This is a genomic window from Pollutimonas bauzanensis, assembly GCF_040393045.1.
Lineage (GTDB): Bacteria > Pseudomonadota > Gammaproteobacteria > Burkholderiales > Burkholderiaceae_B > Pollutimonas > Pollutimonas bauzanensis_A.
In genome coordinates this window covers 1-10,941 of the sequence record NZ_JBEBUX010000135.1, presented here as the reverse complement: position 1 = coordinate 10,941, position 10,941 = coordinate 1, and the positions used below count along the sequence as shown (strand labels likewise).

At 54.3% G+C, this 10,941-nt stretch carries 12 protein-coding genes; all 12 read left to right on the top strand.

Going from position 1 to position 10,941, the window contains the following annotated elements:
• Positions 1-896, top strand: an 896-nt coding sequence (locus ABWO67_RS16680; protein ID WP_353153584.1) for an SRPBCC family protein, incomplete at its 5' end; no start/stop codon positions are given.
• Positions 897-917: 21 nt separating this feature from the next.
• The gene (locus ABWO67_RS16675) at positions 918-1,403 is read left to right on the top strand and encodes an aromatic-ring-hydroxylating dioxygenase subunit beta (protein WP_353153582.1); all 486 of its coding nucleotides are present in this window, start codon (positions 918-920) and stop codon (positions 1,401-1,403) included.
• A gap of 89 nt (positions 1,404-1,492) precedes the next feature.
• Positions 1,493-2,479, top strand: a complete 987-nt coding sequence (locus ABWO67_RS16670) for a Bug family tripartite tricarboxylate transporter substrate binding protein (protein WP_353153580.1) — start codon at positions 1,493-1,495, stop codon at positions 2,477-2,479.
• A gap of 18 nt (positions 2,480-2,497) precedes the next feature.
• Positions 2,498-3,538, top strand: a complete 1,041-nt coding sequence (locus tag ABWO67_RS16665) for an alcohol dehydrogenase catalytic domain-containing protein (RefSeq protein WP_353153577.1) — start codon at positions 2,498-2,500, stop codon at positions 3,536-3,538.
• Positions 3,535-4,494: a PDR/VanB family oxidoreductase gene (locus tag ABWO67_RS16660; protein WP_353153574.1), complete on the top strand. Its 960-nt coding sequence runs from the start codon at positions 3,535-3,537 to the stop codon at positions 4,492-4,494. Before ABWO67_RS16665 ends, ABWO67_RS16660 begins: the two co-directional genes overlap by 4 nt.
• Positions 4,495-4,499: 5 nt before the next feature.
• Positions 4,500-5,435, top strand: coding sequence for a 3-carboxyethylcatechol 2,3-dioxygenase (locus ABWO67_RS16655; RefSeq protein ID WP_353153572.1), 936 nt, complete (start codon positions 4,500-4,502; stop codon positions 5,433-5,435).
• 26 nt (positions 5,436-5,461) lie between these two features.
• Complete coding sequence (gene mhpD / locus ABWO67_RS16650) at positions 5,462-6,244, top strand: 2-keto-4-pentenoate hydratase (protein ID WP_353153569.1); 783 nt, start codon at positions 5,462-5,464, stop codon at positions 6,242-6,244.
• A gap of 45 nt (positions 6,245-6,289) precedes the next feature.
• Positions 6,290-7,231, top strand: a complete 942-nt coding sequence (locus ABWO67_RS16645; RefSeq protein ID WP_353153566.1) for an acetaldehyde dehydrogenase (acetylating) — start codon at positions 6,290-6,292, stop codon at positions 7,229-7,231.
• Positions 7,232-7,270: 39 nt separating this feature from the next.
• Complete coding sequence (gene dmpG / locus ABWO67_RS16640; RefSeq protein WP_353153563.1) at positions 7,271-8,290, top strand: 4-hydroxy-2-oxovalerate aldolase; 1,020 nt, start codon at positions 7,271-7,273, stop codon at positions 8,288-8,290.
• Between the two features lie 26 nt (positions 8,291-8,316).
• Complete coding sequence (locus ABWO67_RS16635) at positions 8,317-9,174, top strand: alpha/beta fold hydrolase (RefSeq protein WP_353153561.1); 858 nt, start codon at positions 8,317-8,319, stop codon at positions 9,172-9,174.
• A gap of 251 nt (positions 9,175-9,425) precedes the next feature.
• Positions 9,426-10,244 (top strand): IclR family transcriptional regulator domain-containing protein, encoded by an 819-nt coding sequence (locus tag ABWO67_RS16630; RefSeq protein ID WP_353153558.1) that lies wholly within the window; start codon positions 9,426-9,428, stop codon positions 10,242-10,244.
• A 314-nt stretch (positions 10,245-10,558) separates the two neighbouring features.
• Positions 10,559-10,813 (top strand): type II toxin-antitoxin system Phd/YefM family antitoxin, encoded by a 255-nt coding sequence (locus tag ABWO67_RS16625; protein WP_353153555.1) that lies wholly within the window; start codon positions 10,559-10,561, stop codon positions 10,811-10,813.
• Positions 10,814-10,941 lie beyond the last annotated feature (128 nt).

Here is a 10,941-nt window from a genome sequence, read left to right as displayed (position 1 = left end):
CTGACGATGCCCGCTACCCAGCCTGTTTTGACAAAACAGGCAAGCATTTAAAAACCGTACCGCGGATTGCATCGTATGGCGGGTTGGTTTTTGGCTCCTTCAACACTGAAGTTGAGGACCTTGAGGTCTTTCTGGGCGGCGCCAAGCAGCACATTGACATCTGGCTCAAGCGAACCGCCGGAAGCACCTATCGGGTCACTACGTCACATAAGTATGGCTATGAAGGTAATTGGAAGTTCCAGACAGAGAACGTCTGCGATGGCTACCATCCAGGATTTGTGCACCGCTCGGCTTTCAATACGGTGCGAAAATTCGATGGTTCTTTTGAGAACCGGGCGTTGGATGTTGCTGTTCGGCCAGGCGGCTATACCCGTGGCTACCCAGAAGGCCACGGCACTCTCGAGGCGGGCGCTCCGCTGGAATCGGGCGGCATTGATCCCGCCGTTCGCCAAGCCTATAACGACAAGCTCAAGGAGCTCTATGGCGAAGAAGGCGCCGCCGAGGTGCTCAATAATCGCCAGTTCCTGATTTTCCCAAATCTGGTGATCTTTGATTTCAATATTCGTGTCATTCAGCCCATCAGCCACGACGAAACAGAGGTGTATTCGTACCCGCTGATGATTGAGGGAGCGCACGACGACATCAATAGCAATCGAATGCTGGATGCCCAGACTCGCGTGGGGACGGCAGGGATTCTGTCAGCGGACGATATAGACGTGTTTGCGGGCGGACAACATGCCTTGAATGCGATCGGTTTCGACTGGATCACCTTAAGCCGCGGTCTGGGGTACGAAGAAATTAAGGCCGACGGCGAACGTATCGGTGTCTACAGCGATGAGGTGCCGCAACGAGCTTTCTGGCGCAAATGGCACTCAATGATGAGCAAACAAGCTTAATAAAACGATTTTGGAACCATCATGACACACCCTATTGAGACACTGATCCTGCATGAAGCAGAACTGCTTGACGAGGGAAAGCTGGAGGATTGGCTGTCCCTCTACACCGAGGACGCCAGCTACTGGATTCCTATCGATGAAAATGTCGACCCTCTTAAAGAGTCGTCCATCATTTACGACAATAGAATTCGTTTGGCCATGCGTGTCGAGCAGATAGTCAATCAAGCGCGCGTTGCACAAACCCCTAAATCCCTGATGATGCGTATGGTCACAAACATTCAGATCGAGCAGAGCGACGAATTGAACGCCACTGCACGATTCTGTCTGCATCTGACGGAGGTACGGTCTGGGGACTGGCGCCAGCGCGGTTTGGGCGAAATGCGAGTACTCCCCGGAAGGTGCTCGATTCAAGCCCGCCGGATTGATGGCGAATGGAAGATTTCTGCGAAGAAGATCGTTTTATTGAACCGCTATCAACCCATCGTCGGCTTGTCCTTCCTTATCTGAACCACCTCGTACTGCAATAAGGCAGGTGCTTGTTGCCATACAAGCGACCATGCCTACCGATCTGTTTTTGAACTATACCGAGAGAGACAATGAACATCCTCAAACATACGTTTCGCAATTGGGCGAGCTGCGCTCTGCTTGCTTTCAGTACAGCAACGCTAGCTTCGCCCGCAATCGCTCAAGATAAATTTCCGTCGCAACCCATCAAGCTCGTCGTGCCATTTGCCCCAGGCGGATCTTCTGATACTGCCACACGCATTCTTGGCGAGCTGCTGACAAAAAAATGGGGTCAACCAGTCGTCATCGAAAACAAGCCAGGAGCCAGCGGCTCGATCGGCGCACTGTCTGTCGCGCAAGCAAAGAACGATGGCTATACGCTGCTGGTCACGCCGGTATCAATCGGCACGATCAATCTTTTTCTGAAGAATCCTGGATTTAATCGCGACAAGGATTTGACGCCAATCACCCAGTTTGCAAAAGGCGACTACGTGCTGTCCGTAAACCCGAAGATTCCTGTCAGCAACATGGCCGAATTCATCGAGTACGCCAAAAAGAATCCTGAATCCGTTTTTCATGGCGCATTCGGGGGCGCATCCCGTCTCGCGTTCGAACAGTTTGCTCTAAGTAATCGCATCACACCTGAAAACGTCAACTACCGGGGCGAAGCGCTGACATTGAATGCACTCATTTCGGGCGAGGTGCAAGTTGCGCTATCTACACTCGTTGGCGCTAAACCCTTTATTGAAGCCGGACGAATCAAAGCACTCGGCATTCCTTCGAAGGTGCGTTCGCCTATCGCTCCCGACATCCCATCTGCCGACGAAAGCGGTGCGCCAGGGTTTTATGCCGATTTCTGGTTTGGCTTGATGGCCCCCGCAGGAACACCAGACGCAATACGCGAACAGATTTCCGCCGACGTTGGCGAAGTGCTGGCAAGGCCTGAAGTACAGAAACGCTTCCAGGACCTGGGGCTGCTTGCTGTTTCGTCCACTCCTGCGGAGTTTGCAGAACTGATCAAGTATGAGTCCGAACGCTGGGTAGACACGGCAAAACATGCCGGGATCGAACCGCAATAAATTTCAAGGAATACTGTCATGCAGGCATTAAGGAAAGTTGCTGCGGGCCCTGGCGGCCTTGCCGTACACCAGTGCGAGCCACGCACTCCGGACGACGACGAGATCATGCTGAAGGTCCAGTGCGCCGGTGTCTGCGGGACAGACATGCAGATCTACCACGGTTATGGCGCCTTCGCGCAAAGGGTCAAGCTGCCGACTACGCTTGGCCACGAAATGTGCGGCACCGTCGTACAGGTGGGTAAGAACGTCAAGCATATTGCTGAGGGCGCGCTGGTTAGCCTGGAAAGCCATATACCTTGCTGGCACTGCAGGGCTTGTCGTACCGGTCGATCGCACGTATGTCCTAACACACGATATCCAGGCATTGATATTGATGGCACATTTGCAGAATATGTAACCGTGCCAGCCGCTATTGCCTGGGTCAACCCTGCAGGTACAGATCCAGCGATGGCCGCCTTGTTGGAACCCCTGGGTATCGCCGTGCATGCTGCGCTGGAGGGTTCGGGCGTATCGGGACAGACTGTTGTCGTTAATGGCTGCGGACCCATCGGCCTGATGAATGTGGCAGTCGCAAGGTATTTCGGCGCGCATCGCGTCATTGCCGTCGACCCAAATCCGCTACGCCGTGCTATCGCAGAGCAGATGGGCGCCGATATGGTTATTGATCCGTTGGCTCACACACCAAATGATGTCGTACGCAAGGTGACGGCCGGAGAAGGAGCAGACGTCGTATTTGAGTACACCGGCAACCCACAAGGCGCACTTAACTGCTTCTCTATGGTGGGCGCTCTGGGAGATGTGCGGTGGTGTGCGACCCCCGGCAGCCCCATGGAATTCGATTTTGGCATGTGGCGCAAAGGGCGCCCGACCATCTACAACATCCATGGCCGCCGACTCTGGACAACCTGGGAAGCCGCGGCCCCTCTAGTCTACGGCAACAAAATAGATTTGGCGCCGATTGTCAGCCACCGCATTCCTCTTGAGGAAGGGGTAAGGGCATTCGAACTGATAGTGGCTGGGAAGGCGATCAAACCCTTAATTATGTGTGCCTTATCATGAATGATTATCCATCCAAACTGCGTATTGCCTCCATACAGCGTGTTGCCCAGGATGTACGCTTGTTTACTCTGGTTGACCCCGAGGGCAGCGCATTGCCCGAATTCACGGCCGGTTCACACATTGAGCTCCTCTTGGCCAATGGGTTGGGACGCAGCTACTCACTGTTCAACGCTCCCAGCGAAACCGCCTGTTATCAGATTGCCGTACATAACTCGCCCACGGGAACGGGCGGCTCACGCTACATGCACGAGGCATTGAACGAAGGTGACGTGGTGTCGGTCACCGGCTTGCGCAACCACTTTCCTTTGCATGAAGAAGCGCCCGATACCTGTTTTATCGCAGGCGGGATAGGCATTACGCCTTTGATGGCCATGGCTCAACGCCTGAATACGCTGGGCAAGCGATGGGAGCTCCATTACTGCGCTCGAACGCCCGATCACGCCGCATTTGTATCCGAACTGCGTGCTTTGGCAGAAGCCAGTGGCAATGCGTTGCATTGTCATTTCGACCAGATTCCAGGAGGGCAGCCCCTGGATATCTCACACCTGGTACAGACGCGAACCGCGGATACCCACCTATATTGCTGCGGACCCAACGGCATGCTTAACGCCTTCGAGACGGCAACGGCCCATCTGAGGGACAGGTCGCATGTTGAATACTTTTCTCCCAAGGCTGAAGCGGCATTGGATGGCGGGTTTGCGGTCGAACTGGCCCGCAGCGGCAAAACACTGCAAGTGGCTCCTGGCCAAACCATTCTTGAGGTTGTCACTGCCGCAGGGGTAAACGTACAGACCTCGTGCCGCGAAGGCATTTGCGGCAGTTGCGAAACGCGCATTATCAGCGGCGAGGCAGATCATCGAGATTCTATCCTCACGCCTGAAGAACAGGCCGAGAACACAACAATGATGATTTGTTGCTCAGGTGCAAAAACTTCAAAACTGGTCCTGGACCTTTAACCATCATGACACAACGCGCATTCCTGGGTATGTCGCACTCTCCTCTGTACGGCCTGAACCCAATACCTGCCCAGACGGAACAACACTTGCGTCAGGCGATTGATGCCACCCGCAAGTTCGTGCAAGCCTTTGATCCAGAGTTGGTCGTCCTCATAGGCCCTGATCATTACAACGGTTTCTTCAATGAGCTCATGCCCCCATTTTGTCTGGGGGTGCAAGCCACATCAGTGGGTGACTATTTGACACCGCCCGGCCCATTGAATGTACCGCAAGCGCTGGCGCTTTCCCTAGGCGAACATCTGATGGACAGCGGCTTTGATGCGGCGATTTCCCGTCGCATGCTCGTTGATCACGGATTCGCCCAAGCACTGCAATTCATGTGGGACGACCTAAATACCCCTCCCGTCATTCCCATCTTCATGAATGCCGTTGCCAAACCGGGCATTCCTCGGCTTGCCCGTTGTCGACAGTTGGGTGCAAGCATGGGTAGTTGGCTTGACACGCTGCCACAAAGAACCTTGGTCATCGGTTCTGGAGGACTATCACATGAGCCGCCCGTGCCTACATTGGACCATCCTGATGCAGCGGTACGCGAGCGAATCACCGTCAAACGCACACCGAGCCAAGAAGAAGCGGATGCCAAAACCCGCCGAGTCATGGCAGCGGGCATGACGCTGGCCAGCGGCACATCAAGCATGAAACCACTTGCACCAGAGTGGGATAAGCAATGGATGGATGCCATAGAGTCCTGCGACCTTGACATGCTTGTAGCGTTACCTGAGCAGACCATTGAACACGAGGCCGGTCTTTCCGCCAATGAGTCCAAGACTTGGCTGATAGCCCGCGCAGCGGTGACTGATGCAAACACGACGGCTATACGTCACTACCAAGCCATCCCCGAGTTGATCGCCGGCTATGGCCTGCTGTTCATGCATCAATAGGCACGAATCACGAATAAGGAAATCACATGACAAGCGCAACTCCACAGCAAATTCAATCCTGGGCAGAGGCATTAAGACATGCCGAAGAGACCCGAACGGCCATTGACCCGCTACGCAACGAGATTCCCGATGCAGCGGCGGCCTATGCCATCCAGCAGTTCAATACGCAGCACGCGGTATCCAGCGGACGAAGGATCGTTGGACGCAAGATCGGACTCACCTCGCTTGCCGTCCAGAAGCAACTGGGAGTGGATCAACCGGACTTCGGAACCTTGTTCGCGGATATGGTCTTTGGCGACGATGAACCGATTCCCATGTCCCGCACGATGCAGCCTAAAGCAGAAGCAGAAGTAGCGCTGGTGCTTAGCCGTGACATTGATCTTGTCGATGCCACCCTGGTCGACGTCATCAATGCGGTTGAGTATGTGTTGCCCGCCATAGAAATTGTGGGTAGTCGGATAGCCGACTGGAACATTCGCTTTACTGATACGGTGGCCGACAACGCCTCCAGCGGCTTGGTCGTGCTGGGCGCTGTTCCGACCAAGCTCAATGCGCTGGATCTGAAAACCTGCATCATGCAGATGACTCGGAATGGCGAGACCGTCTCGCAGGGTTCCGGCGCCGCTTGCCTTGGTCACCCACTTAATGCCGCCGTATGGTTGGCCCGCAAGCTTGCTTCATTGGGGCAACCGTTGAAGGCCGGAGATCTGGTGCTTACCGGGGCATTGGGCCCCATGGTTCCTGTCGTGGCAGGAGACCATTTTGAAGCCAGCATCGCTGGCGTTGGCACCGTTCGTGCGCAGTTCTGAACCGGCTATGGCGTATGACGCCAAACATCACACAGCGAGAAAAAAATGAGCAAAAAACTGAAGGCCGCTATTATTGGCAGCGGCAATATTGGTACCGATCTGATGATCAAAATCATGCGTCATGGCCAGAGCATTGAAATGGGTGCCATGGTGGGAATCGACCCCGCTTCCGATGGCCTGGCACGGGCCGGCAGGCTTGGCGTAGCAACGACACATGAAGGTGTAGAGGGTTTGACCCGCCTGCCAGTATTTGCAGATATCGATATTGTGTTCGATGCAACGAGCGCAGGCGCGCATATCAAGAACGACGCCTTTTTGCGCAGCGTGAAGCCCCAGATCCGCATGGTGGATCTGACGCCGGCGGCGATCGGTCCATATTGCGTACCGGTGGTCAATGGCGAGCAGCACCTGGATGCATTGAACGTCAATATGGTCACGTGCGGAGGGCAGGCGACCATCCCTATGGTTGCAGCAGTCTCGCGCGTAGCCAAGGTCCATTACGGGGAAATCGTGGCCTCGATCTCGTCCAAGTCCGCAGGGCCTGGAACTCGTGCCAATATCGATGAGTTCACAGAAACGACTTCTATCGCATTGCAACGCGTGGGAGGGGCGACCAAAGGCAAGGCCATTATTGTTCTGAACCCTGCCGAGCCACCGCTCATTATGCGTGACACGGTCTACACCTTGAGTGAAGCAGGCGACGAAGACGCTATCGCTCAGTCTATACAAGACATGGTAAGTGCCGTGCAGGAATATGTGCCTGGTTATCGCCTGAAACAACAGGTGCAATTCGACCAAGTCAACGATTTGCTCATTCCGGGCGTAGGTCGCCTGTCCGGATTGAAAACCTCCGTCTTTCTGGAGGTGGAAGGCGCCGCACACTATTTGCCTGCCTACGCAGGCAACCTGGACATCATGACCAGCGCCGCCTTGCGCACGGCAGAGCGCATGGCTGTACGCATGTCACTGGCCGAGATCACAGCCTGAGCAAGGCAGACCATTGAATCATTTCCAGGAAAGATAGACATGAATAGCAAGTTATACATTTCAGACGTGACCTTGCGTGATGGCAGTCACGCCATCCGTCACCAGTACAGCGTGGCACAGGTACGAGAGATTGCGGCAGCATTGGATGATGCAAAAGTTGACTCCATCGAAGTTGCACATGGTGATGGGCTGCAAGGCTCAAGCTTCAACTACGGGTTTGGCGCCCATACCGATCTGGAGTGGATCGAGGCGGTAGCCGATGTCGTCAAACACGCCAAGATTGCTACTCTGCTCCTGCCCGGCATCGGTACGGTACACGATCTGAAGGCTGCTTATAACGCTGGCGCGCGCATCGTGCGTGTAGCGACGCATTGCACGGAGGCCGACGTCTCCAAGCAGCATATCGCCTATGCCCGAGAGCTGGGCATGGAGGCAGTCGGATTTCTGATGATGAGCCACATGAATAGTCCAGAAGGGCTAGCTCAGCAGGCGAAGCTGATGGAAGACTATGGTGCAACGGTATGCTACGTGGTGGATTCAGGTGGCGCCATGAACATGGATGACGTATCGGCGCGTGTCCGCGCGTTTCGCGATGTTCTCAAGCCCGAAACGGTCATTGGCATTCACGCTCATCACAATCTGAGCCTGGGTGTTGCCAACTCCATTGCCGCGGTTCAAGCAGGTGCGACCCGCGTGGACGCATCGCTGGCCGGCATGGGCGCAGGCGCCGGCAATGCTCCCCTGGAAGTCTTTATTGCCGCGGCAGAGCGCTTGGGCTGGGAACATGGCACCGATCTATACAAGCTGATGGACGCCGCTGACGATATCGTACGCCCATTGCAAGACCGTCCTGTTCGTGTCGATAGGGAAACTCTGGCTTTAGGTTATGCCGGCGTTTATAGCTCTTTCCTGCGCCACGCCGAGGCCGCAGCTCAAAAGTATGGCCTGCAAACTGTGGACATCCTGGTTGAATTGGGACGCAGACGCATGGTTGGCGGACAGGAAGACATGATCGTTGACGTCGCGCTTGATCTGATAAAGCAACAGGAAGCGGCTTGACCATCCCATACTCGAAAGGACCTGACATGGCGATATTTACCGAAGAAAACACCAGCAAATTCATCAGTATTCAGGAGGCAGGCAAAGCGCTGTCCATTCACTATAACGACATTGGCCAGGGCGACGAAACCGTCGTCATGCTGCACGGCTCCGGACCGGGGGCAAGCGGATGGGCAAATTTTCACCGCAACATTGACCCACTGGTTGCAGCAGGCTACCGGGTGGTGCTTATGGACTGCCCAGGATGGAGTAAGAGCGACCCCGTTGTTTGCAATGGCTCACGCTCGGACTTGAACGCACGCTGCCTGAAAGGGTTGCTTGATGGATTGAATATTGAAAAAGTCCATATCCTTGGCAATTCGATGGGCGCGCATAGCACATCGGCCTTCGCACTGGACAATCCCAAACGGGTTGACAAGCTTGTCCTCATGGGCGGAGGAACAGGCGGCCCCAGCCTGTTTACACCTATGCCGGCCGAAGGTATCAAGCTGATTGGGCAACTGTACCGTGATCCCACCATCGAGAACCTGAAACGCATGATGGCGGTCTTTGTTTATGACGTCAGCAGCTTGAGCGAAGATCTGTACCAGCAGCGTCTGAATAACATCATGGCCCGCCGGGACCATCTGGAAAACTTCGTCAAAAGCGTTGAAAACTTCCCCAAGCAATTCACCGATTATGGCCACCGCCTGGACGAGATCAAGGCGGAAACGTTGATCATATGGGGCCGCAATGACCGATTCGTTCCTCTGGATGTAGGCCTGCGCACCTTGGCAAATATTCCCAATGCACAGATGCATATATTTAATAAGTGCGGCCATTGGGCGCAATGGGAACACGCCGATGCCTTCAATCGCCTGGTTCTGGACTTCCTGGCGCACTGACTCATCGTATTCTCGCTAGAGCCCAATTTGTGCGTTCTCCGCTTATCTTGGTTTCCGGCGCATCATCTGGCCATGGCAATCTTTGCCAAGAAGGCTGGGTTGGACACCACTCGCAAGAGGTTAAAGATTTTTTGAGCGGCTATGCGTTTGAAGTTTCTACCAGCACACCCGAAGCATTTGCCGGCTATGGCGTCAGTGGCAGAATACGAGAATTCCTGCTTCAATGTCCTAGTATTTACAGGATATCCGCCATGCCTCCGCTCGAAGAAGTGTCGTCTACCTATCGGTTGAATAAGTCTCTGGTCAAAGGCTTGGAATTGTTGACCGAGATGAACCGAAGCGCTAACGCCAGCGGCACCATCAGCGATTTGGCCAAAAAGACCGGCCAGCACAGAACCACCGTCAAGCGCCTGCTTGAAACCCTCAAGCAGGCCGGCTACGTCGAGCACGATATTGCGACCAATATTTATAAGCTGACATTCCGTGTGCAACAGCTTAGCTACGGCTACCGTGACACAACATTGGTTACTGAAGTGGCCTGGCCGCATATGCGCAACTTTTCCCAGAAAATGATTTGGCCGTGTTCTCTGGTGGCTCCGGAGGGCGATGAGATGGTGGTAAGAGTTTCAACCAGACCATACAGTCGCTTATCCTTCCATCCTGGGATGCCGGGCCGGCGCTTGCCTATGCTGACCACTGCGGCCGGACGGGCTTATATCGCCCATACGTCCGACGCAGCCCGTGAAACAATAATGCAAATGCTGGCAAGCCATCCAGAAACCAACGAACCCATGGCCCGTGATCCCCGGTTTATCAAAGCGTTGGTTAAGCAGACCCGTGCACGTGGATACGCATCAAATTTTGGCGAGTGGGCCGAAGAGCCGAAATTTGGTGGCTATGCCGTGCCGATATGCAATGCCAACGGCGAAGCCATGGTGTCACTCAATGTGATTTTCTTGACGTCGGCCATGAAAGAGGCTGGCGCTAAAGAAGCACTTTTGGAGGCGCTATCCGAAACCGCAAGACAAATTGAAGTCGACTACACGGAAAATGTTGCTCGTGTTTCCTGACACATCAAGATAGCCCAAGCGTCAAGGCAACGGTGCTGGATGTCTCGCAAAGCAATGCCTTTATCAACGAAATGCCCGTGATAAAAATCACGATTGAGTACAACGCTGGCAATATCCCCGTATTGTGGCGTTGCCCTAGATTGGCTGAACGACCGGATGATGCAGCCACATTGATCCCGCACATCAACGCACCAAACTAAAAGGTCGTCCGAGCATCTACATCAAAAAACTCGGCCATAGCTGCTGCTGTGCTTGCATCTGGCTTTCTGATGTAAGAACATATCTACATTTTTCGTGTTCACCGGGGTGCCGCTATGGCCATCACCAGCATATCAAGCCGTGAGTTCAACCAAGGAGCGAGTGAGGCAAAACGAGCCGCAAATAATGGGCCGGTGTTCATCATTGACCGAGGTCGACCGGCTCATGTGCTTATGAGCATCGAGCTTTACCAGCGTATTACCGGAAGCCACAAGAAGATTGCTGATTTGTTGGCAATGCCGGGTATCGCTGACGCTGATTTTGAGACATCTCGCTCGCGTGACCTTGCGAAACCTGCGGACTTCTCCTGATGTTTTTTCTTGATACCAATGTGATTTCTGAACTGCGCAGCTTCATGTACCCGACCCAGGCCCAGCTAAGGCTGCAGTGATTCTTTTGAAGATTGTGCAATGAAAATTAAAAGACTTGAGTGCATGCG

Bases quoted from the DNA above. Each gene is read 5' to 3' on its own strand.
- ABWO67_RS16675 (WP_353153582.1), top strand. From the start codon at position 918: ATGACACACCCTATTGAGACACTGATCCTGCATGAAGCAGAACTGCTT.
- mhpD (WP_353153569.1), top strand. From the start codon at position 5,462: ATGACAAGCGCAACTCCACAGCAAATTCAATCCTGGGCAGAGGCATTA.
- ABWO67_RS16645 (WP_353153566.1), top strand. From the start codon at position 6,290: ATGAGCAAAAAACTGAAGGCCGCTATTATTGGCAGCGGCAATATTGGT.
- dmpG (WP_353153563.1), top strand. From the start codon at position 7,271: ATGAATAGCAAGTTATACATTTCAGACGTGACCTTGCGTGATGGCAGT.
- ABWO67_RS16635 (WP_353153561.1), top strand. From the start codon at position 8,317: ATGGCGATATTTACCGAAGAAAACACCAGCAAATTCATCAGTATTCAG.
- ABWO67_RS16630 (WP_353153558.1), top strand. From the start codon at position 9,426: ATGCCTCCGCTCGAAGAAGTGTCGTCTACCTATCGGTTGAATAAGTCT.
- ABWO67_RS16625 (WP_353153555.1), top strand. From the start codon at position 10,559: ATGGCCATCACCAGCATATCAAGCCGTGAGTTCAACCAAGGAGCGAGT.
- ABWO67_RS16655 (WP_353153572.1), top strand. From the start codon at position 4,500: ATGACACAACGCGCATTCCTGGGTATGTCGCACTCTCCTCTGTACGGC.
- ABWO67_RS16665 (WP_353153577.1), top strand. From the start codon at position 2,498: ATGCAGGCATTAAGGAAAGTTGCTGCGGGCCCTGGCGGCCTTGCCGTA.
- ABWO67_RS16660 (WP_353153574.1), top strand. From the start codon at position 3,535: ATGAATGATTATCCATCCAAACTGCGTATTGCCTCCATACAGCGTGTT.
- ABWO67_RS16670 (WP_353153580.1), top strand. From the start codon at position 1,493: ATGAACATCCTCAAACATACGTTTCGCAATTGGGCGAGCTGCGCTCTG.